Below are 25,116 nucleotides of genomic sequence, written 5' to 3'. Positions count from 1 at the left end.
CGGCTCACAACCGCTCGATGATGGTGGCGTTGGCCATGCCGCCGCCCTCGCACATGGTCTGCAAGGCGTACCGTCCGCCGCGTTGTTCCAAAGCGTTGACCATCGTCGTCATGATCCGAGCGCCGCTGGCGCCCAACGGGTGGCCGATCGCGATCGCGCCGCCGTTGACGTTGGTCTTGGTCAGGTCGGCGCCGGTGTCGTGTGCCCAGGCCAGCACGACGGGCGCGAACGCCTCGTTCACCTCGAACAGATCGATGTCGGCGAGCGTCAGCCCGGCACGCTGTAACACCTTTTCGGTGGCCGGAATGACGCCGGTCAGCATGTAGAGCGGGTCGGAGCCCACCACGGTGGTGGTGTGGATCCGGGCCAGCGGGCGCAGGCCCCGTTTCTTGGCGACGTCGCTGGTGGTGATCAACACCGCGGCGCTGCCGTCGGACAGCGGCGACGAATTGCCGGGTGTGATGTGCCAATTGATCTGCGGGAAACGGGCTTTGGCCGCGTCGCTGTAGAACGCCGGCTGCAACCCGGCCAGCGTGTCGACCGTGGCGCCGGGGCGGATGATCTCGTCGGTGGCCAGCCCGGCGACCGGAATGAGCTCGTTGTCGAACAGGCCCTCCTTGGTGGCGCGGGCGGCCTTCTCGTGGCTGCCGGCGGAGAACTCGTCGAGCTGGGCGCGCGAGAAGCCCCACTTCGCGGCGATCAGTTCGGCGCTGATGCCCTGCGGCACCAGGCCGTCGGGGTAGCGCCGGGTCATGTCCTCACCCATCGGGTTGCTCCCCGGCAGCACCTGGGTGCCCATCGGTACGCGGCTCATCGACTCCACTCCGGCGGCGATCACCAGGTCGTAGGCGCCGGCGATCACACCCTGGGCCGCGAAGCTGATGGCCTGCTGGCTGCTGCCGCACTGTCGGTCGATCGAAACGCCCGGAACCGACTCCGGGAACCCCGCGCCCAGCAGGGCATTGCGGGCGATGTTGGCTGCCTGGTCGCCGACCTGGGTGACCGCGCCGGCGATGACGTCGTCGACGTGCGCCGGATCCACGTCGGTACGCGCAACCAGCTCACGCAGGCTGTGCGCCAGCAGATCTGCCGGCAGCACGTCGTGCAGCGCGCCACTGGCCTTGCCCTTGCCGATGGGGGTGCGGACGGCTCCGACGATGACGGCGTCGCGGACCTGATTCATGACTCCTCCTCGAGTCGCGTTGATCTAGGTATAGATCGCTGTACCCAGATAAACACCTCGGTATGCTTAAAGCAACCCAGCTGCGGAGGTGATTTAGATGACACTGCTGCAAGGACCGCTGGCCGACCGCGACGCCTGGTCGGCGGTGGGCGAGTGCGCGATCGAGAAAACGATGGCGGTCGTCGGAACCAAATCCGCGATGCTGATCATGCGCGAGTCCTATTACGGCACCACCCGATTCGACGACTTCGCCCGCCGGGTGGGCATCACCAAGGCCGCCACCTCGGCACGGCTGAGCGAACTGGTCGAGCTGGGATTGCTACGGCGCCAACCGTATCGGGAGCCCGGCCAGCGCGGTCGCGACGAATACGTGCTCACCGAGGCCGGCATCGCCTTCATGCCGGTGGTGTGGGCGATGTTCGAGTGGGGGAGACGTCATCTGCCGGGTCACAACCGGCTGCGGCTGGTCCACCTGGGCTGCGGCGCAGAGGCTGGCGTCGAAATCCGTTGTGCCGAAGGTCATCTGGTGTCGCCGGACGAACTCGGGATGCGACTGGCTAAGAAGTCTGGTTGAGCGCGGTCAGCAGCCGGCGCGCCGCGGCGACGCGGCGCATCGCGGGCCCGGTCAGTGTGTCCAGGGCGCACTCCGGGTCGGCCGGCGGCCCCATGTGCCCGCAGCCGCGCGGGCAATCCGCAATGGCCTCGGCCAAGTCGGAAAACGCCATCATGACGTCGTCGGGCTGGATGTGTGCGAGCCCGAAGGATCGGATGCCCGGCGTGTCGATCACCCAGCCGGTGGTGCCCAGCGGTTCGGTCAACGGCAGCGCCACCGACTGCGTCGACGTGTGCCGTCCCCTGCCGATGTCGGTCACGTCGCCCACGGCGCGATCCGCGTCGGGCACCAGGCGGTTGACCAAGGTGGACTTGCCCACGCCGGAATGCCCGAGCAGCACGGTGATCTTGCCCGCGAGCAGGTCCGCCACGGCGAGCAGGGGATCGTCGCGGCCGGCGACGACCACCGTCATGTCCAGGTCGACGAACTGCTCCGCGAACGGTTCCGGCGGTGCGAGGTCGGTCTTGGTCAGGCACAGGATCGGCGTGAGGCCGCCGGCGTAGGCGGCGATCAGCGTCCGGTCCACCAGGCCGGTGCGGGGCGGCGGATCGGCCAGTGCCACCACGATCAGCAGCTGATCGGCGTTGGCCACCACCACCCGTTCGGTCGGATCGGTGTCATCGGCGGTGCGCCGCAACACGGTTCGGCGCTCGCCGCGGCGCACGATGCGGGCCAGCGTGTCCGGCCGCCCGGTCAGATCACCGACGACGTCGACGTCGTCGCCCACCACGATCGGGGTGCGGCCCAGTTCGCGGGCCCGCATGGCGGTGACCCGGCGATCGACGTCTCCGCCCAGCACGCATCCCCATCGGCCGCGGTCGACACTGACCACCATCGCGGCCTCGGCGTCGGCGTGCTCGGGGCGAGTCTTGGTCCGCGGTCGCGACCCCCGACCGGAGCGGATCTTGACGTCGGACTCGTCGTAGTCGCCGGGCCTCACATGCCGTGCTCCAGCATCCGGGCCCACAGCTGCGGGAAGTCCGGCAGGGTCTTGCTGGTGGCGCCGATATCGCTCACCTCGACCCCGTCCACCCGCAGCCCGACAATCGCGCCCGCCATCGCCATCCGGTGGTCGGCGTACGCGTGCCACGTCCCGGCGCGCAGCGGCGTCGCGGTGATCACCAGGCCGTCCGACGTTTCCTCGCAATCTCCACCGAGGCGGTTGATCTCGGCGCTCAGCGCGGCGAGCCGGTCGGTCTCGTGCCCCCGTAGGTGAGCGATGCCGGAGAGCCGGGACACCGATCCGGGCGTCGCCAGCGCCGCCAGGGCGGCCACCGACGGTGTCAGTTCGCCGACCGCGCGCAGGTCGACGTCGAAACCGCCGTACTCCCCGGAGCCGCGCACCTCCAGATACGAATCATTCTGCGTGACAACGGTGTTCAGCTTGCCCAACACGGACAGGATGTCCTCGGCGGGCTGCACGCTGTCGGCCGGCCAGCCGGTGATACGCACCGCGCCGCCGCTGACCACCGCCGCCGCAAGGAACGGAACGGCGTTGGTCAGGTCCGGCTCGACCTCCCAGTGCCGCGCCGCGACCGGCCCCGGACGCACCGTCCAGCGGTTGGCCTCGGAGTCGTCGACGTCGACGCCGGCTTGACGCAACATCACCACCGTCATGGCGATGTGCGGAGCCGACGGCAGTGCCGCACCGGTGTGCCGCACGGTCAGTCCCTCGGCGAAAGAGGCCGCGCACAACAGCAGACCGGAGACGAACTGCGAGGAGGCCGAGGCGTCGATTTCCACGGTGCCGCCGGTGATCGAACCGACGCCCAGCACCCGGAACGGGAGACCGGAGCCGTCGATCCGGACACCGAGCCCGCGCAGCGCGTCCAGCAGCGGCGCGATGGGCCGTGCCCGGGCCTGCTCGTCGCCGTCGAACTCCACCGCCGACTCGGCCAGCGTCGCCAGCGGCGGCACGAACCGCAGCACCGTGCCGGCCAGGCCGCAGTCGACTTGCGCCGGCGTCTCCGGTTCGACGCGACCGCTGACCGTCAGCTCCGTCTCGTCTCCGTCGACACGCAAGCCCAGCGTGCGCAACGCGCCGATCATCAGGTCGGTGTCCCGACTGCGCAGCGCCCCGCTGATGGTCGCCGACCCCGAGCCCAGGGCGGTCGCCAGCCCGGCGAGCACCAACGCCCGGTTGGTCTGCGATTTCGATCCCGGAACGGTCACGGTCGCCTGCACGGGCTGCGATGCTACGGGGGCCGTCCACGTACTCATCGGTCCATCATTGCGTGTCGCCGGTTTCTGCCACCATGGAATCTATGTGTGGACGGTTCGCGGTAACGACCGATCCGGCCCTGCTGGCCGAGAAGATCAAGGCGATCGACGAGGCGACCGCCGCCGACGCTCCCGCGCCCAACTACAACGTCGCCCCGACCTCGACCATCGCGACCGTCGTCAGCAGGCATTCCGAGCCCGACGACCAGCCGACGCGGCGGGTGCGGCTGATGCGCTGGGGGTTGGTGCCGCCCTGGGCCAAGACCGGCGCCGACGGTGCGCCCGACACCAAGGGCCCGATGTTGATCAACGCCCGCGCGGACAAAGTCACCACGTCGCCCGCCTTCCGGACCAGCGCCAAGTCCAAGCGCTGCCTGATCCCGATGGATGGCTACTACGAATGGCGGGTCAATTCGGACGATGCCGCCGGGAAGAAGACCCGCAAGACGCCGTTTTTCATGTACTCCGAAGACGGGGAGCCGCTGTTCATGGCGGGCCTGTGGTCGGTCTGGAAGCCGGCCAAGGACGCTGCGCCGCTGTTGAGCTGCACCATCATCACCACCGATGCGCCGGGCGAACTGGCGCAGATCCACGATCGGATGCCCCTGGTGATGCCCGAACGCGATTGGGACCGGTGGTTGGATCCGGACGCCGCGATCGATGAGGGCCTGCTGGCCCGCACACCCGATGTGCGCGCCATTCGGATGCGCGAGGTATCGACGTTGGTCAACAACGTTCGCAACAACGGTCCGCAGTTGCTCGAACCGGCCGAGGCGCAGCCCGAGCAGATGAAAATCCTTTAGCTTTGCTTTAGCGCAAGGTTCAACGGTGCGTTGTTCGCCGGTCCCTCATGACTCGATTGAGCAACGGTTTTGCGGCACATACATACCTTTTTCTCCCTGGCGTGGCGCGGGAGAACCCTGCGGCCTGACCATCGATCTCATGACAAGTGCATTGCTTTGTCCCAATCTCTGCCCCGAGTGCAGCTTTCCCGAACTCGCACCCGGTCTGTGCTACTTCTGCGCTCCCGTTGTCGAACCGTCAGTCATCGCCCTCACGACCCCCAGGCGGCCCCGGGAACCGCGCGCCGACGCCGAACGTGGCCTGTCCAACAGCGCGGTCAGTCCCTTCGCGGTGGCGGGCTGACACAACAAGCTCCGGTGTTGGGCGCGGCCCGGGTGGGTGACTGTGGCTCAAGCCGAATCAGTTGCTGGGAAACAACTTCATTCTCCGCTCAACTCCGCTGGGCCGCGAGCGCCACCGCCGTGGCCACGGCTTCCAGCAGACGGCCAAGCTGCTCGGCGTCCCCGACGTCGCGATCGCCGGCGGCCAGCCGCGTGAAGACACCGGCGATGAAGGTGGTGACGGCTGCGGTCTGCGCGGCCAGCAGTGCCGGGTCGCGGATGTCCGGTTGCAGGTGGGCAACGGCGTCGCGGGCCATGCCGTTGATCCGGGCGACGAACACCTGCGACGTTTCGGCCAGGCCGGGGTCGCGGGCGGCGCTAAGCAACAGTTCGTGGCGCGCCCTGTTGAGCATGAGGCCCGGTTCTTCGGCCTGGATCATCGTGAGCCGGGCCAGGTGCGCGAAGGGGGAGAGCGGATCGACCGGCTCGTCGATGACCGACTGCAGGTTGCCCACATCGATCTCCGCAACGCGCTTGCCGACGCCGCGCAGCAGGGCGGCGCGGGTCCGGTAGTAGTACGACGTGGTGCCCTCCGGGACGCCGGCGACGCGGTCGACCTGCCCGTGCGTCAGTCCGCGCGAACCGTGTTCGGCCAGCACCCGGATCGCGGCATCGCACAGGTCGCGACGGCGTTCGTCGCCATTGCGTTTCCGGGGTCTGCTGGTGGCCATGTCCGTCCTCAGCGCAGCACCGTGCCGCCGTCGACGTTGACGACCTGCCCGTTGATCCACTCGCCCTCGGCGGAGAGCAGGAAGGCGACCAGCGCCGCGACGTCGCCGGGATCGCCGACGCGGGGTGCGCGGATGCGCTCGAGTGCGGCGGCCTGAAGGTCCGGCCACTGCGGCACCGAACGGATCGTCTCGGTGGCGGTGAACCCGGGGGCGACCGCATTGCACCGGATGTTGTCCTTTCCCCACCGCGACGCGACGTGGCGGGTGAGCGCACCGATGCCGGCCTTCGCCGTGGCATACGCCGGACGTGCGGGCTCGCCCTGGAAAGCCGCCGCCGAGGACATGTTGACGATCGCCCCGCCGCCGCGACGCAGCATGTGCGGGATCGCGTATTTCATGGCGGCCACATAACCGCGCAGGTTCACCGTCATCACCCGATCCCAGACGTCGAAGTCGATGTCGACCACGTCGGTGTCGGAGCGGATGGTGCTCATGTCGGCGCCCACGTTGAACAGCAGGTCCACTCCGCCGTAAGTCCTCGCGGCACAGTCGATCAGGCTTGCAACCGAGGCGGGATCCGCCAGGTCGAAGCCCACGTGGGCGGCCGTGCCCCCGGCCGCGGCGATGCGCGCGGCCGTCTGCCGTGCGGCGTCGACGGCCACGTCGCCGATGACCACCCGGCAGCCCTCCTCGCCCAGCCGGGCGGCGGTCGCGGCGCCGAGGCCGGTTGCGCCGCCGGCGACGATCGCCACCTTGTCCGCCAGACCGCGCAGTCCCATGAGCGCCCCTTCCCGCCGCGAAGATATTGACTTTACCTCTAGAACTGTAGAGGATCGCCAGTCATGGCAGGGATTCATCGGGAGCGTCCCGGAGCGGGTGACCTCGCGGCGGCGATGGACACCCCCGCGCAGCCGCTGGGCGACGGCGTCTGGATGTCGCCGGGCGTCTCCAACTCCTATGCGGTCGCGACCGACGACGGACGGATCATCGTCAACGGCGGGCTGGTCTTCGAAGGCCCGTTGCACCGCAACGCTTTTGCCGACGTGCCCGGCCCGACGCGGGCCATCATCGTCACCCAGGGGCACGCCGACCACTGGGGCGGGGTGAACTCGCTGCGCGATGAGGGCACCGACGTGGTGATGCACCGCAACTACCGGTACTGGCGCGACGACAACGCGCTGCTCATGGGTTATCGGGTGCCCAAGACGTCGTTCGCCTTCCAGAAATTCTCCGATGCCATCCTGCAACACTTCAAGACGATCGACCCCGCGACGATCGACTTCTCGTTTCCCGAGCCGGCCGCGACCTTCGACCAGCACACGAGCATGACGGTCGGCGGGCGCACCGTCGAGCTGGTGTGGACGCCGGGCGGCGAGACCACCGACGCACTGGTGGTGTGGCTACCCGAGGATCGAATCCTGTTCAGCGGCAACCTGTTCGGTCCACTATTCGGGCACGTCCCGAACCTGATGACCATCCGCGGGGACCGATATCGGGATCCGATCCTCTACATCGAGTCGCTGAACACCGTGCTTGAATACGGACCGCGGCGGCTGATCACGGGCCACTTCGATCCCATCGAGGGCGCCGATCGTATCGCCGAGGAGGTCACCGCGATGCGCGAGGCGATGCAGGCCGTGCACGATCGCACCGCCGAGCTGATGAATGCCGGCGCCGACATCCACACCGCCATGCGCGATGTCAAGGTGCCCGAGCACCTCGACATCGGCGAGGGCTACGGCAAGACGTCCTGGAATGTGCGGGCCATCTGGGAGATGTACACCGGGTGGTTCCGGCACCGCTCCACCACCGAACTGTATGGCGTGGCGCCGGATTCGGTTGCCGCAGACGTGGTCAGCGCCGCCGGCGCCGACGCGCTCACCGACGCCGCCCGCGCTCACGTCGCGGCCGGGCGGCCGGTGCAGGCCATCCACCTCACCGACCTGATCCTGGCCGCCCAGCCGATGCACACCGGTGCCCGGGCGGTGGCCGCCGACGCGCACGAGGCGCTGCTGGCCGACACCGAAAACTTCTGGGAGAAGGCCTGGCTCACCAAGTCGATCAACGAATTGAGGACGGACGAATGAACACCGTCAACTTCGATTTCAGCGGCGCCCACGCACTGGTTACCGGCGGCACCAGCGGCATCGGCAACGCGATCGCCGCCGCGTTCGCCGCTGCCGGGGCCGCCGTCACGGTGTCCGGGACCCGCGGCTCGGCCGCAGACTATCCCGAAACCGAGCTGGGCGCGTTCACCTACCGGCAGTGCCAGATCCAGGATGCCGAATCCGTTGACGCCCTGGCGGATTCGCTGGGCGACCTGGACATCCTGGTCAATAACGCGGGTGGCCCCTATCCCGCCGGTGACGAATACGACCCGGACGGCTACGTCGCGTCGGTGACGCAGAACATGCTCGGCCCGATGCGGCTGACGATGCGCTGTCACGAACGACTCAAGTCCAGTCAGGCACCGGGCGGCGCGAGCGTCGTCAGCGTGGTCTCGATGTCCGCCTTCCGCTCGGCGGTCTTCGTCCCCGGCTACGCCTCGTCGAAGATGGGCCTGATCGCTTTGACGATGAATCTGTCCCGCCGGTGGGCCAATGACGGGATCCGGGTCAACGCCATCGCGCCGGGGCTCATCGACACCCGAATGACCCACCCCGCCATGGGAATTCCCGAGGTGATGGACGTCGAGATCGGCTTCCACACCCCGCTGGGCAGGCCCGGCACGCCCCAGGACTGCGCGGGCGCGGCGCTGTTTCTGTGTACCGACGCCGCCTCGTACATCACCGGCACCACCATCGCCGTCGACGGCGGATACCTGACGGTCTAGCGCGATGAGCGACCACAAAGACCTCGACAACATCGCGACCGCCGAGGACGTTCTCAAACTGGCGGCCCGACGCACCGGTCTCACCGAAATCGACTCCGACTCATGGCGGGACGGACTGCAGCTCATCCTCGACGAGCTCAACACCGGCCTTCACACCGTTCGGGCGTGAACGGGTCCTCGACGACGCCACCAACGCGCTGGGGCGGCGCATGCAGGTGCACGGTTACATCCAGGCCCACCCCGAAGTGCTGGACGCGCCCGTCGAGCGGCCCATGATCGTGCTCGGCATGCCGCGCACCGGAACAACGGTGATCAGCTACCTGCTCGACCAGGACCCGGCCCGGCGATCCCTGTTGCACTGGCAGTGCGTGGACCCGATCCCACCCGCGGACACCGACACGCTGCGCACCGACCCGCGCTGCCTGGCCCTGCTCGAAGAGCAACGCAAGATCCTCGAACTGGTGACCCAGGCGAAAATGCCGCTGCCGCATTGGGAAGACGCCGACGGTCCGACCGAGGTTCTCGACACCGAGCGTCCCGAGGTCGGCCCGCGCGACGTCCTGGTGCGGATGCGGGCCTGCGGCATCTGCGGTTCCGACGCGTTCTACATCACCATCGGCGGCATCCCGCCGCGCCAGGGGCACACCCCGCTCGGGCATGAGCCGGCCGGGGGGGTCGCCGAGGTCGGGGGGCCGCGGACAAGGTCGCCGTCACGTTCTGCTGATGTCGGCGGTCACCGCGCCGGTGAGGCGGATCAGGTCCTGCGGCGCCACCGCGACCTCCCAGCCTCGGCGCCCGGCACTGCAGAACACCCGATCCCACGCCAGCGCGCTGGAATCGACGACCGTCGGCAGCGGCTTGCGCTGACCGAACGGCGACACCGCACCGAGCACGTACCCGGTGGCCCGGTCGGCGACCGGGGCGTCGGCCATGGCTGCCTTGGCAACTCCCAGCGCGGCGGCGGCCGCCTTCAGCGACAGCCGGGCGGTCGCCGGCACGATCGCGACCGCCAGTCCGCCGGGAACCGTGATGATCAGCGTCTTGAAGATCTGCCCCGGGTCGATGCCGCCGGCCTTGGTGAGCGCGTTGACCGCCTCCGCACCGAACGACTGCTCCCGCCGATCATGATCGAAAGTCAGGACTTCGTGCGGCACACCGGCTTTCACCAGCGCGGCGATGCCCGGTGTGGCGGCCACGACCTATTAGGGACCCGAATACCCCGGCGGGTTGACGCCATCCACCCAGAAGTCGACGCCCAGCTTCGAGCCGGGAATGCAGTCGTAGGTCGACAGGTCCGTGACACCGGATTCCACCAGCACGTCCTCGCACAGCAGCATGTTGCCGGTGAACTCCTTGGACGGCTTGTTGAAGATGACATAGGCCGCGTCGGAGTAGATCTCGGGCTTGCGGGCGCGTCCCATCGCCTCATCGCCGCCGAGCAGGTTCTGCACCGCGGCGGTGGCCACCAGCGTGCGCGGCCACAACGTGTTGGACGCGATGCCCTCCTCGCGCATCTCCTGCGCGATGCCCAACGCGCACAACGTCATACCGAACTTGGCCATCATGTACGCCGTCGGCTGCAGCCACTCCTGGCCCAGCAGCACCGGCGGGGACAGCGTCAGAATGTGTGGATTCTCCCGGCCCTTCATGTGGGGCAGGCACGCTCGCGAGACCGCGTACGTGCCGCGCACCTGAATGCCGTTCATCAGGTCGAACCGCTTCATCGGCACCTCGGAGATGGATCCCAGGTTGATCGCCGACGCGTTGTTGACGCAGATGTCGATGCCGCCGAACTGCTCGACGGTCTTGACCACGGCCGCCTCGACCGAATCCGGGTCGCGCACGTCTCCGACGATGGGCAGGGCCTGCCCACCGGCTTCCTCGAGTTCTTTGGCCGCCGTGAACACCGTTCCCGGCAGCTTCGGGTGCGGCTCGGCCGTCTTGGCGATCAGCGCGATGTTGGCGCCGTCCTGCGCGACGCGCTTGGCGATCGCCAGGCCGATACCGCGGCTGGCGCCGGAGATGAACATGGTCTTGCCTTGCAGAGACTTGGCGTGGGACATGGCGTCACACTAACGCCACGCCCGAACCGCACTGATCGGGGTCCGAAACCGGTCGCCAGGGCCGGCATCCGCCCGGCCGCGCTGTGGAAATAGCGAGGTCGCGCGCGGCGTTGATCCAGTCGGTTGCACAAGCGGTGGAGCGGACCCGGACGGACGGTGTCGGGGTCAGCGCTTAGATTAGGAGGAGCAGCGTGGGGTCAACGGCGACGAGCCTGTTAGGCGAGGAGCGGTTGGCTGGCTTCCTTGCGAGTCCGGTGGCGCTTTCCGTGCTCTCCGGCAACACCGCCGCAGAAGGGACCGGGTTGATCGACATGGCCGATGCTGACGATGGCCGCGATGGCGCGACGGGACCCGAGGTTTCCGAGCCCGCCGCGCCCGAAGAGACGGACGCGGAACTAACGGCGCGGTTCGAGCGCGACGCGATCCCCCTGCTGGACCAGCTTTACGGCGGCGCGCTGCGCATGACGCGCAATCCCGCCGACGCCGAAGATCTGTTGCAAGAGACCATGGTCAAGGCCTATGCGGGATTCCGCTCGTTTAGGGCCGGCACCAATCTGAAGGCGTGGCTGTACCGGATCCTGACCAACACCTACATCAACAGCTATCGCAAGAAGCAGCGCCAACCCGCGGAGTATCCGACCGAGGAGATCACCGACTGGCAGCTGGCCTCCAACGCCGAGCATTCGTCCACGGGGCTGCGTTCGGCAGAGGTGGAGGCCCTCGAGGCGCTGCCGGACTCCGAAATCAAGGACGCGCTGGCGGCTTTGCCGGAAGAATTCCGGATGGCGGTCTATTACGCCGACGTCGAAGGCTTCCCGTATAAGGAAATCGCCGAAATCATGGATACGCCGATTGGAACGGTAATGTCACGGCTGCACCGCGGCCGCCGGCAGCTGCGTGGCTTATTGGCCGACGTTGCCAAGGAGCGCGGTTTCAACCGCGGTCAGCAGACGCACGAGGAGGTGTCGTCATGAGCGAGTTCTCCGGCCAGGGCGGTGCTTCGCCCGACGCCTGCCCCAACGACGAGTCACACGGCAGCGTCGGTTGCGCGGAGGTCATCCGCCAGGTCTGGCTGCTGCTCGACGGTGAATGCGGCCCGGACACCCGCGAGCAGCTGCGTCAGCACCTCGAGGCGTGCCCCGGTTGCTTCAAGCACTACGGGCTCGAAGAGCGGATCAAGGCGCTGATCGCCACCAAATGCAGGGGCGAGAAGGCCCCTGAGGCGCTGCGCGAGCGGCTACGGCTCGAGATCCGCCGGACCACGATCATCCGGGGTACGCAGTAGCGTCCCGTCAGGAGTTGGGGCGCTTGCCGTGGTTGGCCTTGCTGTGCTTGCGGTCGCGCTTCTTACGGCCCCGTTTGGCCATGGTGAAAACCTCCGTGATTGCTGTCAAACTAGGCGCTCCGCGCCCGTTGGCTTGACGGCCATTGTCTCACGGGACGTCCTGTGCAGTGTCTTCGCCCTCGTAGGGCCCTTGCGGGCCCCGTGCGCCGCGGCCCCGACCGGCCCTGTGGTTCGATGTATCCGAGCCTGATGGGCCTGATTGAACCGTGATGACCAGCAGCCAGCCTGCGCGAAGGCCGAGACGAGTGGGGTGAAGATGGCGGAGGATGTGCGCGCCGAGATCGTGGCCAGCGTGCTCGAAGTCGTTGTGAACGAGGGCGACCAGATCGGCAAAGGCGACATCGTGGTGCTGCTGGAGTCGATGAAGATGGAGATCCCCGTCCTGGCCGAAGTGGGCGGCACCGTCAGCAAGGTCAGTGTGTCGGTGGGCGACGTGATTCAGGCGGGCGACCTTATCGCGGTGATCAGCTAGAAGTCGGACCCCTCGACCAGCCGCCGGGAACGACCCGGGGAGTAAGCGATGTCAACTCTCGGTGATCTGCTCGCCGAACACACCATGCTGCCGGGCAACGCGGTGGACCACCTGCACGCGGTGGTCGGGGAGTGGCAGCTGCTGGCCGACTTGTCCTTCGCCGACTACCTGATGTGGGTGCGTCGCGACGACGGCGCGCTGGTCTGTGTGGCGCAGTGCCGGCCGAACACGGCGCCCACGGCGCTGCAAACCGACGCGGTCGGCACCGTCGTCGGATCCGACCGGTTGGCACTCGTGGCCGAAACGTTCGCGTCGGGCACCGGCAAGCGCAATGACATTGCCGGACAACAGGATTCGTGGTTAACCGGCACGCACATCGAGGCGTCTCCGGTGCGGTACGGCGGCAAGGTGGTGGCCGTTCTCACCCACCATCAGACCGCGTTGGCCGCCGACCGAACGTCCGGTCAGCTGGAGATCGCCTACCGGGAGTGCGCCGGCGATCTGGTCCACATGCTCGCCGAGGGAACGTTTCCGGACGTGGGCGACGTGGTGATGTCGCGCTCGACCCCGCGGGCGGGCGATGGCTTCATTCGCCTCGATGTGCACGGCGTCGTCGCCTACGCCAGTCCCAACGCGCTGTCCGCCTATCACCGGATGGGCCTGACCACCGAGCTGGAGGGGCGCAACCTCATCGAGGTCACGCGCCCGCTGATCTCCGACCCGTTCGAGGCCCAGGAGGTGGCCGAGCACGTGCAAGATCTGGTGGCCGGCGGGCGCAGCATGCGCATGGAGGTCGACGCCGGCGGAGCCACCGTGCTGCTGCGCACGCTGCCACTGATGGTCGACGGTGCCAGCGCCGGCGCGGCGGTGCTGATCCGCGACGTCACGGAGGTCAAGCGTCGTGACCGCGCCTTGATCTCCAAGGACGCCACCATCCGGGAGATCCACCACCGGGTCAAGAACAACCTGCAAACCGTGGCGGCTCTGTTGCGCCTGCAGGCGCGCCGGACCGTCAACGCGGAGGGGCGGGAGGCTCTGATCGAGTCGGTGCGGCGGGTGTCGTCGATCGCGCTGGTGCACGACGCGCTGTCGATGTCGGTGGACGAACAGGTCAACCTCGACGAGGTGATCGACCGGATCCTGCCGATCATGAACGACGTGGCGTCGGTGGACCGGCCGATCCGCATCAACCGGGTCGGCGACCTGGGTGTGCTGGACTCGGACCGGGCCACCGCGCTGATCATGGTGATCACCGAACTGGTGCAGAACGCGATCGAGCACGCCTTCGACCCGGCGGCCGAAGAGGGCTCGGTGACCATTCGCGCCGAGCGATCCGCCCGCTGGCTCGACGTCGTGGTGCACGACGACGGTCGTGGGCTGCCGGAGGGATTCAGCCTGGAGACCTCCGACAGCCTCGGTCTGCAGATCGTGCGGACCCTGGTGTCGGCGGAGCTGGACGGCACGCTGGGCATGCGTGAGGCGCCCGTCCGCGGCACCGATGTGGTGCTGCGGGTGCCGATCGGCCGGCGAACCCGTCTGCTGCTGTAGGCGCGCAGCGCTCCCACACGCAAAGGCGCGGCCCCGACTTTCGTCGAGGCCGCACTATTTGCGTTATGTGGGTTATACCCCGCTGCGGGCTTTCGTCCGGGCGTTGCGGCGCTTCAGTGCACGCCGCTCGTCTTCGCTCATGCCGCCCCAGACGCCCGAGTCCTGGCCAGTGTTCAGGGCCCAACCCAGGCACTCTGTGGTCACCGGACACCGATTACAGACCAGTTTCGCGTCAGCGATCTGCGCGAGCGCCGGGCCGCTGTTCCCTACCGGGAAGAACAGCTCCGGGTCTTCATCACGACAGACCGCCTTGTGGCGCCAATCCATACGTCTTTACTCCTCACTGAGTGCGCAGCAAGGCGCACGGCCATTTTCTTCGGCTGTTTACGCGTGCAGAAGAAAAGGAGTCCGGACTCCTACGTAGTTTCTGCATGCAACGTTTTGATCGTTTCACAGGCTCAACAGATGTCAATAGCGTGAGTTCGCTCGTGGGCTATCTCACTTTGATCATCTCTTAGCCAAGCCCTCACTCCGTTGTACTACACTCCACGGGCTGCTTCACGGAAATTTTTACGCGCACAGCGCCCGAGCGCGGAATCAGCGCAGGTCAGCGCCATTTTTGTTGAGGCGGCGCTACCACCGCCAGCGCGTCCGGGACCGCCTTGAACGTCATGGTTTCGCGCACGCCGAGGTAATCGCCGTCAAACTGGCAGGCCACTGGCCCTGCGGTCGAGGTAACTCGGACGCATGGCAGGTCGTCCTCGGTGATGAGGTGCTTGAAGTCGAACGTGGGTCGTTTGGCCAACATCTGCCGCACGATCCTCAGGGTGGGAATCGTTTTCATGGTGGTGGGAGCGAACACCCCCAGGCCAGACTCGAAGCTGCAGCCGGGATTGGTCCACACCGGCCGTGCGTTGGCGAAAGTCCAAGGGCTGGAGTTCGACACGAACGCGAAGCTGATGCCGGTGATGGGTTCGCGGCCGGGAAGTTCGAGTGTCAGCATCGGTTCGCGGCGCGTGTAGGCCCACACGGCGGGCACCGAAGCGCGGATGTAGCGCCACGCCGAAACCTTGCCGCCCTTGTCCCGTTCGGCCTCGACCGCGGCCACCACCTCGGCGTCGACGCCCATGCCGGTGTTGAAGACCGCCCAGCGCTCGCCACAGTCGATCAGACCGATCCGCCGCCAGGCTTGGCGCCGCTGGTAGTCGTCGAGCAGCTGGATGAGCTGGTTGGTGGCCGCGACCGGATCCGGGGAAATGCCCAGGGAACGCGCCAGCACATTCGCCGAACCGCCGGGCACCACGGCGACCGCGGGTACCGGTCCGCTCGGAAGCGGCCCCGGCCGGCCGAGCAGGCCGTTGACCACGCCGCTCACTGTGCCGTCGCCGCCGTGCACCACCACCAGATCGATACCGTCGGCGACGGCCTTCTGCGCGAGCTCGGTGCCATGACCGCGATGGTTGGTGTGTTCGACACTGAGCTGAAGGCGGCTTTTGAGCGCGTGGGCCAGCAGGTCGCGACCGGCCGGTGTGGTGGAAGTGGCTGTGGGGTTGACGATCAGCACGGCCCGCATGAGCCACGAGCTTAGGCGCGCCGGTTAAGGCGCCGCTGTGAGGGAACCGCCGGGGGACCGGCGACCGCCCTGACTACGCTGACGCTGTGACGCCGCCAGCCGCTCCGATCACCGTTCGCCGCGCCGGCCTGATCGTTGCGCTACAGGGGATCGCGGCGCTGATCGTGGCGGTGGTCTTGGTGGTGCGGGGCATCGCGGGGGCCGATCAGCAAATGGTCAACGGCCTCGCGACGGCGGGCTGGTTCGTTTTGGTCGGCGCCGGGGTGATCGCCGCGGGGCGCGCGCTGATCCTCGGCAAGCGCTGGGGCCGCGGTCTGGCCGTCATCACCCAGCTGCTGTTATTGCCGGTGGCGTGGTACCTCGCGGTCGGATCACGTCAGCCGGGCTTCGGGATTCCGCTGGGTGCTGCGGCGCTGATCGTGCTGGGATTGCTGTTCAGTCCCGCCGCGGTGCGCTGGGCCGGCGGTGATCAGGGCGATTCCGCCAAGCCGGCCAACGACGCCCCGGACAGCCGATAGGTCGTCCATTCGTTCTGCGGTTGCCCGCCGATGGCTTCGTAGAGCGCGATGGCGTCGGCGTTCCAGTTGAGCACCGCCCAGGACAGCCGCGTGTAGCCGCGCCGCAGGCATTCGGAGGCCAACGCGGCCAGCAGCGCGCGGGCCAGTCCGCGCCGGCGAAACTCGGGCCGCACGAACAGGTCTTCCAGGTAGATGCCCGCCACGCCGTCCCAGGTGGAGTAGTTGAGGAACCACAGCGCCATCGCCGCGATCTCGCCGTCCACCTCGGCCAGGTGGCCATGCACCGTCGGCGGGTCTTCGAAAAGTGCTGCGCGGATTTGATTTTCGGTCACCGTGCACTGATCGGCGGCGTGCTCGAAGTCGGCCAGCGTGTGGATCATGTCGGTGATCGCGGCGGCGTCTTGCGACGTGGCACGGCGGATGTGGTGGCTCATCGCTCAACTCCCAGAGCGTTGAGGATCGTGCCGAATTTCGTTGTCGTTTCGGCGACTTCCTCGTCGGGATCGGACTCGGCGACGATACCGCCGCCGGCGCGCGCCAGCGCGCCCCGCCGGTCCGCCGAGAGCTGCGCGCAGCGCAGGGACACCACCCAGCGGCCGTCGCCACGGGAGTCGCACCAGCCCACCGCCCCGGCGTAGAACCCCCGGTCGCCTTCCAGTTCGGCAATCAACCCCATCGCGGACTTGGTCGGCACCCCGCCGACCGCCGGGGTCGGGTGCAGCGACAACGCCAAATCCATTGCGGTGCTTGATATATCGCGCAAACGACCGGTGATCGGCGTGCACAGATGCCAAACCGTGGCGGTGCTGCTTAACTGCGGTTCGGCCGCGATGGACAGGTCGTCGCACAGCGGCTCCAGGGCGGCCCTGATGGTCTCGATGACCAGTTGGTGCTCGTGACGGTTCTTGGCCGAGGCGGCCAGCGCGGCGCCGTTTGCGGCGTCGGTTTCCGGGTCGGCGGAGCGCGGGGCCGAGCCGGCGAACGGCCGGCATTCAACGCGGTCGCCGCTGCGCGCCACCAGCAGCTCGGGGCTGGCGCCCACCAGTGCGGTGCCCGCGTACTCGTCGCCGGCGGCGGTCAGGTCCACCAGATAGCCGTAGGCCGCCGGGTCAGCGGCAATCAACCGGCGCAGGACCACCCGCGCATCCAGCGGGGCGTCGGCAACCAGCCGCAGGGCGCGGGCCAGCACCACCTTGTCCAGCGGGTTGTCGGCCGCGGCCAGCTGCTCGCACGCCCGGCGGATCCGGTCGCGGTATTCGACCGGCGGCGGCACGGCCTCGGCCACCCGCACCGGCGGCAGGCCGCCCGACGGCCAGTCCGGAGGTCCGTCCGTGGCGTTCACCGCATCGGGCGTCAGTAACGCCGCCGGCCTGGTGACGTCGAAAGGCAACGCGCCCAACACAATCGGCGCTTCATCCGAGCGCAGCGCGGCCTGCGCGGCGCCCACGTCTGCGTAACGGCGCCGCACTCCGTCGGCGATCAGGGTGCCGGTCGGCCCGCACAGCGCGAACGGTGGTGCGCGATGCAGATACTCGACTCCTCGCGGCGCCGCGCGGCGCGCATCGTCGCCTTGGCTGCTCACTGACCGGTCAATCCGAGCGCCTGCAGCTGTCGTACCCCGTGTTCGAAACCGCAGACCGCAATCGACGCGGTGATCATGCCGAAGCGGCTGCCCTCGATCAGCGGCAGTTCGACCCAGCGCGTGATCACCGCCCGGGAGAAGTGGCCATGGCTGACCAAAATCACGTCGCGCGACTCCATGTGCTCCAGCGCGGTCGCGACGGCCGCGTCAGCGCGCTCGCTGACCTGCTCGACGGTCTCCCCGCCCGGGCAGCCGTGCGTCCACACCAACCAATCGGGCACCGTCTCGTGGATCTGTTCGGTGGTCAGGCCCTCGTAGGAGCCGTAGTCCCATTCCGTCAGCAGTTCGGACACCTCGTCGACGGACAGTCCGGCCAGCTGCGCGGTGGTCAGGGAACGCTGCCGCGGGCTGCTGATCACCAGCGGATCAACGAGTTTGAGTTCGCCGAGCACGCCGCCGGCCAGCTTGGCCTGCGTTCGGCCGGCGTCGGTCAGCTCGACCTCGGTGCGGCCGGTGTGTTGGCCCGACTTCGACCACTCGGTCTCGCCGTGGCGCAGCAGCACCAGGCGGTGGTTGTGCAACCCCATATCGAATGATTCTGCCGGACGACTCGCGGTGGTTGCTCAGGCCGCAGCGCGGGGCGGGCGAACGTGTCAGGATGGGCGTTGTTGAGCGCATGGGGATTACGCAGAGGGGAGAGCCGCGCCTATGGCTGCAAAGACCCGGGTACTGGCGGTGGCCAACCAGAAGGGTGGTGTCGCCAAGACGACCACGGTCGCGTCGCTGGGTGCGGCGATGGTGGACGAGAACAAACGGGTGCTGCTGGTCGACCTCGATCCGCAGGGCTGCCTGACCTTCTCGCTGGGCCAAGACCCGGACAAGCTACCGGTCTCCGTGCACGAGGTGCTGCTCGGCGACGTCGAGCCCAACGCCGCGCTGGTCGAGACCGCGGAGGGAATGACGCTGCTGCCGGCCAACATCGACCTGGCCGGCGCCGAAGCGATGCTGTTGATGCGGGCCGGCCGCGAATACGCGCTCAAGCGCGCGTTGGCCAAACTCGGCGACCAATTCGACGTGGTGATCATTGACTGCCCGCCGTCGCTGGGCGTGCTCACCCTCAACGGGCTGACGGCCGCGGACGAGGTAATGGTGCCGCTGCAGTGCGAAACCCTCGCGCACCGCGGGGTCGGCCAGTTCCTGCGCACCGTCGCCGACGTCCAGCAGATCACCAACCCGGAGCTGCGACTGCTCGGCGCCCTGCCGACGCTGTACGACTCGCGCACCACCCACACCCGCGACGTCCTGGCCGACGTCGCCGACCGGTACGACCTGCCGGTGCTGGCGCCGCCGATTCCTCGCACGGTGCGATTCGCCGAGGCCAGCGCCTCGGGCTCATCGGTGATGGCCGGGCGCAAGAACAAGGGCGCGGTGGCCTACGGCGATCTGGCGGTGGCGTTGCTCAAGCATTGGAAGAGTGGCAAGCCGCTGCCGACGTTCGCCGTCGAGGTTTAGTCGCGATCGCAAGCGCCGCGGAGCCGGCCACCGTCTGGGGTAGCTAGCCGAGCGCGACCAGGGTGTCACCGCGCTGTTCCAGCACCCGGGACCCGATCACGGCCGGGAAAACCGGTTTCCCGGCCGGCGGCGCGCTCGTCGACCGGTCCACCGGGATGTACCGTTCGTTGGCGCCGCCGAGCGGATCGTAGACCCCGATCGCGTCGGTGAGAGGCACCAGCAGCCGGCCCGCCATCATCACCCCCGGGCCCAACGGCGTCTTGTCACCCGCGGCGATGGTGTAGCGCAGCGCCAATGTGTTCGTGTCGAAGACCATCAGCGAATCGCCCGTCCACCAGGTGATCAGGCTGCCGGGGTGCGAGACCGTCGCCGAGCGCGACGGCGGCTTGGGCAGGGGGGTGCTCGACACGGTGGCGCCGGTTTGGTCGATCACGTCGACGCGGGGCTGCGGCGCGGGCAGGTAGACCGCGGTGGTGTTCTCCGCGACGGTCAGGACCCGGGCGCCCGAATCCGGCGCGATTCCCGGTTCGGCCACGATGTGTTGCTGTGGTTCATCGTCGTCTTTGCCCGGACGCAGCAGCACCAACCGCAGGTCGGCTTGATTCGCGCAGCTCTCCAGCACCGACACCGCCTGCGAGCTGGCCGCGGCCGAGATCAGCTTGCATCCGGAGTGCAGTCCGCGCGTCGACGGTTTCACCCGGGCGTCGGTCTCGCCGTAGGCCAGCATCCGGACCATGTCCGAACGCCACAGCTCCAGTCGGGTGTCGCCGACCGACAACACCGTCATGCCGTCGGAGGAGAGCCGCACCCGAGGGTCGGCGTAACCGCTGCGGGCAGGCCCGCGGCGACCGGTGGCGCCGTCCAGCGTGCTCACCTGGCCGCAGCCGCGATCGTCGCGGTAGACGCCGACGGCGTAGCGATACAGCCAGGTGACCCCGCACAGGTCGGCATCGCGGGCGTAGCTCCAGCGAGGCTGGCCCGTATCGGGATCGCGCCCGTCGATCTGGCGGCCCGCGGCGGTGATCACCTCCCCGCCGGCTACCACCGGGGCGGTGGTGGCCGGACTGGCAGCGCTCCACAGCTGCTTCAGGTCGGCGGGCACCTGGCGGGCCGGGGCCGGATTGGGGGCGGGAAAGGCCGCGGGCCTGCTGATGGTGGCGCGGGCGTCGCTGCTCCACCAGACCAACGCCGCGACTGCGGCGACGACGATCGCGATGGCCGCGGCGGCGACGATGTCGGCCTTGGTCCGGCGCTCGGGTCTGACCATCCGGCGGCCCGGGGGGCTAGTTGCTCTGCGTGGTGGCGGCGCTAGCCGCGGCGGCCTGCCCTTCGGCGGGCTTGCGACGCCGGCGCCGACGCCGGGTAGAGCCCGCGTTGCCCGGGGGCGAGGCGGCCGCGGTTTCCGCGGTGGCCTCGCCGTTGCTGCTGGCGGCCCCGTTGCCCGACGGGTGCGCCGTGACGGGCTGGCCGCCCCGGGTGCGCCGGCGGGTGCCGGAGCGGCGCGCGGGCCTCTCCGACTTCTGCTCCGGTTTCTTGCCGTCCCGGTCACTGCTGCGGCGCTGGCCTTGCGGCTTGCGGGCCGCGCCCACCGCGCCGGTGGTCTCGGCGGGGATGCCCATCTCGGCGTGGAGGTGCGGCGAATTGGAGTAGGTCTCGGCGGGCTCGGGGCAGTCCAGCCCCAGCGCCTTGTCGATCAGTGACCAGCGGGGTAGCTCGTCCCAGTCCACCAGGGTGACCGCGATACCGGTCTTGCCTGCGCGGCCGGTACGGCCGATGCGGTGCACGTAGGCCTGCTCGTCCTCGGGGATCTGATAGTTGATGACGTGGGTGATGTCGTCGATGTCGATGCCGCGGGCGGCGACGTCGGTGGCGACCAGCACGTCGACCTCGCCGGTGCGAAAGGCCTTGAGCGCCTTCTCGCGGGCCGCCTGGCCCAGGTCGCCGTGCACCGCGCCCACCGCGAAGCCGCGCTCGGCCAGCTCGTCGGCCACCTTCTGGGCGGTGCGCTTGGTGCGGGTGAAGATCATCGTCGCGCCGCGGCCCTCGGCCTGCAGCACCCGGCTCACCAGCTCCACCTTGTCCAGGGCGTGGGCCCGGTAGACGTATTGGACGGTGGTGTCGTGGGTGGCCGCCGAGTGCGGCGCTTCCGCCCGGATGTGGGTGGGCTGGTTCATGAAGGTGCGCGCCAGCGTGATGATCGGGTCCGGCATGGTCGCCGAGAACAGCATGGATTGCCGGTCGGTCGGGATTTGACGCAGGATGCGTTCGATGTCGGGCAGGAAGCCCAGGTCGAGCATCTCGTCGGCCTCGTCGAGCACCAGCACCGACAGCCCACCCAGTTGCAGGTGGTTCTGTTGGCTCAGGTCGAGCAGTCGGCCGGGGGTGCCCACCACGACGTCGGCCCCGGCGCGCAGCGCCTCGATTTGCGGCTCGTAGGGGCGTCCGCCGTAAATGGGGACCACCGATAGTGCCCGTTCTTGGCCTGTCTCGCCCTTCTGGGCGGTCAGGTGCTTGGCCGCCAGCGTCAGGTCATCGGTGACCTGCAGGCACAGCTCGCGGGTCGGCACGACGATCAGCGCCCGCGGTGTGCCGTTGAGCGGCCGCGCGGCGGTGCCGGCCGTGATGCGCTCCAGCAGCGGCACGCCGAAGGCGAACGTCTTGCCCATACCGGTGCGGGCCTGGCCGATCAGGTCGTCGCCCGCGAGCGCCATCGGCAGGGTCAGTTCTTGGATGGCAAACGGGGTTTCAATCCCCTTTTCGGCGAGCGCGCGCACGATTTCGTCGCGGACGCCGAGTTGCGCAAAGGTCAGTTCAGTTGTGCTGGTGAGTGCGGTCATGCGTGGGTAGGTAGCCTCTCGGTGACGTATCGGTGTGTGTCGGCGTTTCTCTATTCGCGGTCACGCGCGCACGAGTTCCGACTCCGATTTCGTCGCCGAGTCGCCGGCCCTGGCCCAGTCTGGGATGGCCCAGTTAGGGCGGGCCAGCTGTGCACGCACATTTCGCCGATAGCGGCTTGACAAAACAAATACGGCATCAATACGCCGCCATCTACCTACATGATAGCTGGTCGACAGCTGGCTCCCATTTTGCGCCACGTCAGCCGACTACAGTGTTGCCATGACCCGGCCCTCCTGCCAGCCCGCTGCCGCCGACCAAATCGACGATTCGCCCGCCCCGCGGCTGTCGGCCGATCACCCGGGTGTCAACGAGCTGTTCGCGGTCCTGGCCTACGGCGAGATCGCCGCGTTCTACCGGCTTACGGACGAGGCGCGCATGGCCCCTGACCTGCGCGGACGGATCTCGATGGCGAGCATGGCCGCTGCGGAGATGCAGCACTACGAGCAGCTGCGCGACGCGCTGGAAAGCCGCGGCGTCGACGTGGTGTCGGCGATGTCCAAGTACGTCTCGGCGCTCGAGAACTACCACCGGCTGACGATGCCCAGCACGTGGCTCGAGGCCCTGGTGAAGACCTATGTGGGCGACGCCCTCGCGGCCGATCTGTACCTCGAGATCGCGCATGGGCTGCCCGACGAGGTTGCCGACGTGGTTCGCGCGACCCTGTCGGAAACCGGGCACTCCCAGTTCGTCGTCGCCGAGGTGCGCGCCGCGGTGACGTCCAGCGGCAAGCAACGCAGCCGGCTGGCGCTGTGGTCACGCCGGCTGTTCGGCGAAGCGATCACCCAGGCCCAGTACCTGCTGGCCGACCACGACGAGCTCGTCGACCTGGTGATGTCGGGCGCGGGCGGGCTGGGCCAGCTCAACGCGTTCTTCGACCGGATGCAGCAGACGCACGAACGACGCATGCACGAACTGGGCCTGAGCTGAGGCTCGCAGCCGGGCTTAGCCGGCGCAGGTCGCCATGTTCGAGATGGTGGACGCGATGATCCGCTGTCCGGCGGCGTTGAAGACCGAGCAGTTGAGCCGACCGTAGAAGCTGGTCGCGACGACGGATTCGGTCTCTACGCCGGGGTTCAGCACCACCACCTTGGACCACGGCAGCGACACGTTGAATTCGGTCTGCGGCACGCCCCGCGCGTCGGTGTAGACGATGTTGACCAGGTCCAGCAGCTGCTTGGTTCCGGTCACGCTGTACAGGATGGTGCGCGGGTTCAGCGCTGCCGAAGGTGGCGCCGCCGCGAGCGGGGGCGCGACGGTGGGCGCCGCCACCGCAGGCGGCACGATGGGCGCGGCGCTGGGTGTGGTGACCGTCGTGACGGTTTCGGGCGGTAACTGGGTCGGCCGGGGGGCGGCGCTGGGCGGCGCGGATGCTTCGGTCGTCGCGGGTGCCGAGGTCACCGGGCGGGGAGCCGGCGCACCCACCGTGGCCTTGGTTGACGCGCTGTCGCCGCTGTTGATGATGACCGCGGTGGCGATGGCGCCCAGGGCGACCACCGCGCCCAGCACTGCCGTGGCGGGGCGCCAGCGTGAATCGGCCGGCCAGCCCGTCCAGTTGTGGTCGGCGTCCAGATGCGGATCGGTTTCGACGGCGTCGTCAAGCTCGTCCTCGGGGTAATCCCGGATCCTGTCGTCAAGGTGCGCCCACGTGGTACCCATGGTGCCGAAGTTAGCCATGTGAAAGCACGGATCGGGTATCGCGCGGGTGCCCGAGACAACCTGCAAGCGAATCGTTACCGGGCTGCGACCAAGGTTTCGCTGACCGCGAAGTGTGGGGACGCGGCGAGGTGAGGTTCAGCGGCGTCCACTAGCCTGCTGCTGACAGGGCCGGCACTTCAATACCTGCGCAAGGCTGCAAGACCCATGGAAGGGGTGACCGTGGAGGTCAAGATCGGTATCACGGATAGTCCGCGCGAGCTGGTCCTCGCTAGCACCCAGACGCCCGCCGAGGTCGAAGAACTGGTCAGCGCCGCCCTGAGCGACGGGTCAGGGCTGCTGCGCCTGAGCGACGAGCGGGGCCGCCGCTTCCTGATTCACACCACCAGAATCGCCTACGTCGAGATCGGCGTCGCTGACGCGCGCCGGGTGGGCTTCGGGATCAGCGCCGAATCCGGCAAGCACGCCGGCAAGTGAAATCAGGAGCGGGTAAGCGGCACGTGTGACAGCCCGCCCCAGGCGAACTGGACGGTGCCGTCGACGGCGTCCGCCTTGGAGATCGGGCGGTCGGAGTCCAGCCAATACCTCGCGCAGTCGACGCTGATGCCGACCAGACCAACGGCGATCATCCGGGCCCGGTGCGGGTCCAGTCCGGAATCCTCGCTGATCAACGCGAATACCGCGTCGATGCAGGATTCGGTGGCGACGCGAACCTGGGCGGCCACCTCGGGTTCGGTGACGTAGTCGTTCTCGAAGATGAGCCGGTAGCCCTGGCTGTCGTGCTCGATGAAATCGAAGAACGCCTGCACCGCGGAGTGCAGCCGGCGCCGGTTGTCGGTGGTGGTGCTCAGCGCGTTCTGAACGCCCGAGACCAAGTTGTGCACGTGCCGCGCCAGCACCGCCAGGTACAGCTCAAGCTTGCTCGAAAAGTGTTGATACAGAACGGGTTTGCTGACTCCGGCGCGATCGGCGATCTCGTCCATACCGGCCGCGTGGTAGCCGCGGTCGACGAACACGTCGCTGGCCACGATGAGCAATTGGCCACGCCGCTCGTCGCGGGGCAACCGGTTGCCTCGCCGGTTCGAGACCGCGGCTCCGTCTGCCGGCCGACCGCGGTCAGCCGATCGGACGGCGCGGCGCGCCGGCACCTTGGCGAGTTCGCTCATCGATTCCTCATCTGATTATCGGCGGCCGGTCCCTGGTAACGCGGAGTCAGCCGCTCGCAGCCCGTGGAAGGTACCTTACTAC

Annotated in this window: 30 protein-coding genes and 1 pseudogene; 14 read left to right on the top strand and 17 right to left on the bottom strand. The window is 68.4% G+C overall.

Annotation, left to right across the window (positions count from 1 at the left end):
• Window positions 1–4: 4 nt before the first annotated feature.
• On the bottom strand, window positions 5–1,183 hold the full coding sequence (locus tag A5753_RS12985) for a thiolase family protein (RefSeq protein ID WP_067128212.1): 1,179 nt from the start codon (window positions 1,181–1,183) through the stop codon (window positions 5–7).
• Between the two features lie 97 nt (window positions 1,184–1,280).
• Between A5753_RS12985 and A5753_RS12980 the strand changes: the two genes are divergently transcribed.
• Entirely contained in the window at window positions 1,281–1,757 is a 477-nt protein-coding gene (locus A5753_RS12980) for a helix-turn-helix domain-containing protein (RefSeq protein ID WP_067128209.1), read from the top strand.
• On the opposite strand, the gene rsgA is transcribed toward A5753_RS12980, so the two are convergent.
• Window positions 1,741–2,736, bottom strand: coding sequence for a ribosome small subunit-dependent GTPase A (gene rsgA / locus A5753_RS12975; RefSeq protein WP_067128206.1), 996 nt, complete (start codon window positions 2,734–2,736; stop codon window positions 1,741–1,743). The genes A5753_RS12980 and rsgA overlap by 17 nt on opposite strands.
• Window positions 2,733–4,016, bottom strand: a complete 1,284-nt coding sequence (aroA, locus tag A5753_RS12970) for a 3-phosphoshikimate 1-carboxyvinyltransferase (protein WP_067128203.1) — start codon at window positions 4,014–4,016, stop codon at window positions 2,733–2,735. Before aroA ends, rsgA begins: the two co-directional genes overlap by 4 nt.
• A gap of 44 nt (window positions 4,017–4,060) precedes the next feature.
• Between aroA and A5753_RS12965 the strand changes: the two genes are divergently transcribed.
• Window positions 4,061–4,819 carry an SOS response-associated peptidase gene (locus A5753_RS12965; protein ID WP_067128484.1) on the top strand — a complete coding sequence of 253 codons (759 nt, stop codon included), beginning with the start codon at window positions 4,061–4,063 and terminating at the stop codon, window positions 4,817–4,819.
• A 139-nt stretch (window positions 4,820–4,958) separates the two neighbouring features.
• Window positions 4,959–5,162 (top strand): hypothetical protein, encoded by a 204-nt coding sequence (locus A5753_RS24350; protein ID WP_156656082.1) that lies wholly within the window; start codon window positions 4,959–4,961, stop codon window positions 5,160–5,162.
• Window positions 5,163–5,250: 88 nt separating this feature from the next.
• Here A5753_RS24350 and A5753_RS12960 read toward each other — a convergent pair whose 3' ends face one another.
• Window positions 5,251–5,871: a TetR/AcrR family transcriptional regulator gene (locus A5753_RS12960; protein WP_067128200.1), complete on the bottom strand. Its 621-nt coding sequence runs from the start codon at window positions 5,869–5,871 to the stop codon at window positions 5,251–5,253.
• 8 nt (window positions 5,872–5,879) lie between these two features.
• The gene (locus A5753_RS12955) at window positions 5,880–6,650 is read right to left on the bottom strand and encodes an SDR family NAD(P)-dependent oxidoreductase (protein WP_067128197.1); all 771 of its coding nucleotides are present in this window, start codon (window positions 6,648–6,650) and stop codon (window positions 5,880–5,882) included.
• Between the two features lie 63 nt (window positions 6,651–6,713).
• Between A5753_RS12955 and A5753_RS12950 the strand changes: the two genes are divergently transcribed.
• From A5753_RS12950 to A5753_RS24855, 3 genes and pseudogenes are all read left to right on the top strand, one after another.
• Window positions 6,714–7,958, top strand: coding sequence for an alkyl sulfatase dimerization domain-containing protein (locus tag A5753_RS12950; protein WP_067128194.1), 1,245 nt, complete (start codon window positions 6,714–6,716; stop codon window positions 7,956–7,958).
• Window positions 7,955–8,704 (top strand): SDR family NAD(P)-dependent oxidoreductase, encoded by a 750-nt coding sequence (locus A5753_RS12945; protein ID WP_067128190.1) that lies wholly within the window; start codon window positions 7,955–7,957, stop codon window positions 8,702–8,704. Before A5753_RS12950 ends, A5753_RS12945 begins: the two co-directional genes overlap by 4 nt.
• A gap of 4 nt (window positions 8,705–8,708) precedes the next feature.
• Window positions 8,709–9,393 (top strand): annotated as a pseudogene (locus A5753_RS24855) (sulfotransferase); the annotation flags it as partial.
• A 21-nt stretch (window positions 9,394–9,414) separates the two neighbouring features.
• Here the strand turns inward: A5753_RS24855 and A5753_RS12935 are convergent.
• Together A5753_RS12935 and A5753_RS12930 are read right to left on the bottom strand one after the other, a co-directional pair.
• On the bottom strand, window positions 9,415–9,900 hold the full coding sequence (locus A5753_RS12935) for an aminoacyl-tRNA deacylase (protein WP_067128187.1): 486 nt from the start codon (window positions 9,898–9,900) through the stop codon (window positions 9,415–9,417).
• Between the two features lie 6 nt (window positions 9,901–9,906).
• Complete coding sequence (locus tag A5753_RS12930) at window positions 9,907–10,767, bottom strand: NAD(P)-dependent oxidoreductase (RefSeq protein ID WP_067128183.1); 861 nt, start codon at window positions 10,765–10,767, stop codon at window positions 9,907–9,909.
• Between the two features lie 311 nt (window positions 10,768–11,078).
• Here A5753_RS12930 and A5753_RS12925 point away from each other — a divergent pair, with 311 nt between their 5' ends.
• Both A5753_RS12925 and rsrA read left to right on the top strand, forming a co-directional pair.
• Window positions 11,079–11,741 carry a sigma-70 family RNA polymerase sigma factor gene (locus A5753_RS12925; protein ID WP_067128481.1) on the top strand — a complete coding sequence of 221 codons (663 nt, stop codon included), beginning with the start codon at window positions 11,079–11,081 and terminating at the stop codon, window positions 11,739–11,741.
• A complete protein-coding gene (gene rsrA, locus A5753_RS12920; protein ID WP_067128181.1) occupies window positions 11,738–12,052 on the top strand; it encodes a mycothiol system anti-sigma-R factor in 315 nt (104 codons plus the stop codon). Before A5753_RS12925 ends, rsrA begins: the two co-directional genes overlap by 4 nt.
• Window positions 12,053–12,059: 7 nt before the next feature.
• On the opposite strand, the gene A5753_RS25190 is transcribed toward rsrA, so the two are convergent.
• Window positions 12,060–12,134 (bottom strand): 50S ribosomal protein bL37, encoded by a 75-nt coding sequence (locus A5753_RS25190; RefSeq protein ID WP_085976515.1) that lies wholly within the window; start codon window positions 12,132–12,134, stop codon window positions 12,060–12,062.
• A gap of 234 nt (window positions 12,135–12,368) precedes the next feature.
• Here A5753_RS25190 and A5753_RS12915 point away from each other — a divergent pair, with 234 nt between their 5' ends.
• A complete protein-coding gene (locus tag A5753_RS12915; RefSeq protein ID WP_007773063.1) occupies window positions 12,369–12,584 on the top strand; it encodes a biotin/lipoyl-binding carrier protein in 216 nt (71 codons plus the stop codon).
• Between the two features lie 48 nt (window positions 12,585–12,632).
• On the top strand, window positions 12,633–14,132 hold the full coding sequence (locus A5753_RS12910) for a sensor histidine kinase (protein ID WP_067128178.1): 1,500 nt from the start codon (window positions 12,633–12,635) through the stop codon (window positions 14,130–14,132).
• Window positions 14,133–14,204: 72 nt separating this feature from the next.
• On the opposite strand, the gene whiB1 is transcribed toward A5753_RS12910, so the two are convergent.
• Both whiB1 and A5753_RS12905 read right to left on the bottom strand, forming a co-directional pair.
• Window positions 14,205–14,459, bottom strand: coding sequence for a transcriptional regulator WhiB1 (gene whiB1, locus A5753_RS23830; protein WP_003874607.1), 255 nt, complete (start codon window positions 14,457–14,459; stop codon window positions 14,205–14,207).
• A 280-nt stretch (window positions 14,460–14,739) separates the two neighbouring features.
• Window positions 14,740–15,705: a diacylglycerol kinase family protein gene (locus A5753_RS12905; RefSeq protein ID WP_067128175.1), complete on the bottom strand. Its 966-nt coding sequence runs from the start codon at window positions 15,703–15,705 to the stop codon at window positions 14,740–14,742.
• A gap of 86 nt (window positions 15,706–15,791) precedes the next feature.
• Here A5753_RS12905 and A5753_RS12900 point away from each other — a divergent pair, with 86 nt between their 5' ends.
• Window positions 15,792–16,223, top strand: a complete 432-nt coding sequence (locus A5753_RS12900; protein WP_067128172.1) for a hypothetical protein — start codon at window positions 15,792–15,794, stop codon at window positions 16,221–16,223.
• Here A5753_RS12900 and A5753_RS12895 read toward each other — a convergent pair.
• From A5753_RS12895 to A5753_RS12885, 3 genes are read right to left on the bottom strand one after another with little or no spacing between them, the layout of a single operon-like run.
• Window positions 16,175–16,657, bottom strand: a complete 483-nt coding sequence (locus A5753_RS12895) for a GNAT family N-acetyltransferase (RefSeq protein ID WP_067128169.1) — start codon at window positions 16,655–16,657, stop codon at window positions 16,175–16,177. The two genes, A5753_RS12900 and A5753_RS12895, sit on opposite strands and share 49 nt — an antisense overlap.
• Window positions 16,654–17,751, bottom strand: a complete 1,098-nt coding sequence (locus A5753_RS12890) for an isochorismate synthase MenF (protein WP_067128479.1) — start codon at window positions 17,749–17,751, stop codon at window positions 16,654–16,656. Before A5753_RS12890 ends, A5753_RS12895 begins: the two co-directional genes overlap by 4 nt.
• Before the next feature lie 50 nt (window positions 17,752–17,801).
• On the bottom strand, window positions 17,802–18,392 hold the full coding sequence (locus A5753_RS12885) for an acid phosphatase (protein WP_067128165.1): 591 nt from the start codon (window positions 18,390–18,392) through the stop codon (window positions 17,802–17,804).
• Window positions 18,393–18,513: 121 nt separating this feature from the next.
• On the opposite strand from A5753_RS12885, the gene A5753_RS12880 reads away from it, so the two are divergent.
• Window positions 18,514–19,317 carry a ParA family protein gene (locus A5753_RS12880; RefSeq protein WP_067128161.1) on the top strand — a complete coding sequence of 268 codons (804 nt, stop codon included), beginning with the start codon at window positions 18,514–18,516 and terminating at the stop codon, window positions 19,315–19,317.
• A 43-nt stretch (window positions 19,318–19,360) separates the two neighbouring features.
• On the opposite strand, the gene A5753_RS12875 is transcribed toward A5753_RS12880, so the two are convergent.
• Entirely contained in the window at window positions 19,361–20,584 is a 1,224-nt protein-coding gene (locus tag A5753_RS12875; RefSeq protein ID WP_067128158.1) for a hypothetical protein, read from the bottom strand.
• A 16-nt stretch (window positions 20,585–20,600) separates the two neighbouring features.
• A complete protein-coding gene (locus A5753_RS12870) occupies window positions 20,601–22,154 on the bottom strand; it encodes a DEAD/DEAH box helicase (protein ID WP_067128155.1) in 1,554 nt (517 codons plus the stop codon).
• Window positions 22,155–22,434: 280 nt separating this feature from the next.
• Between A5753_RS12870 and A5753_RS12865 the strand changes: the two genes are divergently transcribed.
• Entirely contained in the window at window positions 22,435–23,142 is a 708-nt protein-coding gene (locus A5753_RS12865) for a ferritin-like fold-containing protein (RefSeq protein ID WP_067128152.1), read from the top strand.
• 15 nt (window positions 23,143–23,157) lie between these two features.
• Here A5753_RS12865 and A5753_RS12860 read toward each other — a convergent pair whose 3' ends face one another.
• A complete protein-coding gene (locus tag A5753_RS12860; protein WP_067128149.1) occupies window positions 23,158–23,871 on the bottom strand; it encodes an MmpS family transport accessory protein in 714 nt (237 codons plus the stop codon).
• 219 nt (window positions 23,872–24,090) lie between these two features.
• On the opposite strand from A5753_RS12860, the gene A5753_RS12855 reads away from it, so the two are divergent.
• Window positions 24,091–24,345 carry a DUF3107 domain-containing protein gene (locus A5753_RS12855; protein WP_156656086.1) on the top strand — a complete coding sequence of 85 codons (255 nt, stop codon included), beginning with the start codon at window positions 24,091–24,093 and terminating at the stop codon, window positions 24,343–24,345.
• A gap of 2 nt (window positions 24,346–24,347) precedes the next feature.
• Here the strand turns inward: A5753_RS12855 and A5753_RS12850 are convergent, their stop codons facing one another.
• Window positions 24,348–25,034, bottom strand: coding sequence for a TetR/AcrR family transcriptional regulator (locus tag A5753_RS12850; protein WP_067128143.1), 687 nt, complete (start codon window positions 25,032–25,034; stop codon window positions 24,348–24,350).
• Window positions 25,035–25,116 lie beyond the last annotated feature (82 nt).

The organism is Mycobacterium sp. 852002-51971_SCH5477799-a, assembly GCF_001667145.1.
Lineage (GTDB): Bacteria > Actinomycetota > Actinomycetes > Mycobacteriales > Mycobacteriaceae > Mycobacterium.
Note: the sequence above shows the minus strand (reverse complement) of the source record. Positions and strands in the feature narration are given on the sequence as shown.

What these genes read in the sequence shown, in the direction of transcription:
- A5753_RS12880 (WP_067128161.1), top strand. Translation starts at nt 18,514, where the DNA reads ATGGCTGCAAAGACCCGGGTACTGGCGGTGGCCAACCAGAAGGGTGGT.
- A5753_RS12980 (WP_067128209.1), top strand. Translation starts at nt 1,281, where the DNA reads ATGACACTGCTGCAAGGACCGCTGGCCGACCGCGACGCCTGGTCGGCG.
- A5753_RS12955 (WP_067128197.1), bottom strand. Translation starts at nt 6,650, where the DNA reads ATGGGACTGCGCGGTCTGGCGGACAAGGTGGCGATCGTCGCCGGCGGC.
- A5753_RS12895 (WP_067128169.1), bottom strand. Translation starts at nt 16,657, where the DNA reads ATGAGCCACCACATCCGCCGTGCCACGTCGCAAGACGCCGCCGCGATC.
- rsrA (WP_067128181.1), top strand. Translation starts at nt 11,738, where the DNA reads ATGAGCGAGTTCTCCGGCCAGGGCGGTGCTTCGCCCGACGCCTGCCCC.
- A5753_RS12985 (WP_067128212.1), bottom strand. Translation starts at nt 1,183, where the DNA reads ATGAATCAGGTCCGCGACGCCGTCATCGTCGGAGCCGTCCGCACCCCC.
- aroA (WP_067128203.1), bottom strand. Translation starts at nt 4,016, where the DNA reads ATGAGTACGTGGACGGCCCCCGTAGCATCGCAGCCCGTGCAGGCGACC.
- A5753_RS12885 (WP_067128165.1), bottom strand. Translation starts at nt 18,392, where the DNA reads ATGGGGTTGCACAACCACCGCCTGGTGCTGCTGCGCCACGGCGAGACC.
- A5753_RS12960 (WP_067128200.1), bottom strand. Translation starts at nt 5,871, where the DNA reads ATGGCCACCAGCAGACCCCGGAAACGCAATGGCGACGAACGCCGTCGC.
- A5753_RS12910 (WP_067128178.1), top strand. Translation starts at nt 12,633, where the DNA reads ATGTCAACTCTCGGTGATCTGCTCGCCGAACACACCATGCTGCCGGGC.
- A5753_RS12915 (WP_007773063.1), top strand. Translation starts at nt 12,369, where the DNA reads ATGGCGGAGGATGTGCGCGCCGAGATCGTGGCCAGCGTGCTCGAAGTC.
- A5753_RS12850 (WP_067128143.1), bottom strand. Translation starts at nt 25,034, where the DNA reads ATGAGCGAACTCGCCAAGGTGCCGGCGCGCCGCGCCGTCCGATCGGCT.
- A5753_RS12965 (WP_067128484.1), top strand. Translation starts at nt 4,061, where the DNA reads ATGTGTGGACGGTTCGCGGTAACGACCGATCCGGCCCTGCTGGCCGAG.
- A5753_RS12860 (WP_067128149.1), bottom strand. Translation starts at nt 23,871, where the DNA reads ATGGGTACCACGTGGGCGCACCTTGACGACAGGATCCGGGATTACCCC.
- A5753_RS24350 (WP_156656082.1), top strand. Translation starts at nt 4,959, where the DNA reads ATGACAAGTGCATTGCTTTGTCCCAATCTCTGCCCCGAGTGCAGCTTT.
- A5753_RS12950 (WP_067128194.1), top strand. Translation starts at nt 6,714, where the DNA reads ATGGCAGGGATTCATCGGGAGCGTCCCGGAGCGGGTGACCTCGCGGCG.
- A5753_RS12875 (WP_067128158.1), bottom strand. Translation starts at nt 20,584, where the DNA reads ATGGTCAGACCCGAGCGCCGGACCAAGGCCGACATCGTCGCCGCCGCG.
- A5753_RS12905 (WP_067128175.1), bottom strand. Translation starts at nt 15,705, where the DNA reads ATGCGGGCCGTGCTGATCGTCAACCCCACAGCCACTTCCACCACACCG.
- whiB1 (WP_003874607.1), bottom strand. Translation starts at nt 14,459, where the DNA reads ATGGATTGGCGCCACAAGGCGGTCTGTCGTGATGAAGACCCGGAGCTG.
- A5753_RS12925 (WP_067128481.1), top strand. Translation starts at nt 11,079, where the DNA reads ATGGCCGATGCTGACGATGGCCGCGATGGCGCGACGGGACCCGAGGTT.
- A5753_RS12945 (WP_067128190.1), top strand. Translation starts at nt 7,955, where the DNA reads ATGAACACCGTCAACTTCGATTTCAGCGGCGCCCACGCACTGGTTACC.
- A5753_RS12930 (WP_067128183.1), bottom strand. Translation starts at nt 10,767, where the DNA reads ATGTCCCACGCCAAGTCTCTGCAAGGCAAGACCATGTTCATCTCCGGC.
- A5753_RS12865 (WP_067128152.1), top strand. Translation starts at nt 22,435, where the DNA reads ATGACCCGGCCCTCCTGCCAGCCCGCTGCCGCCGACCAAATCGACGAT.
- A5753_RS12870 (WP_067128155.1), bottom strand. Translation starts at nt 22,154, where the DNA reads ATGACCGCACTCACCAGCACAACTGAACTGACCTTTGCGCAACTCGGC.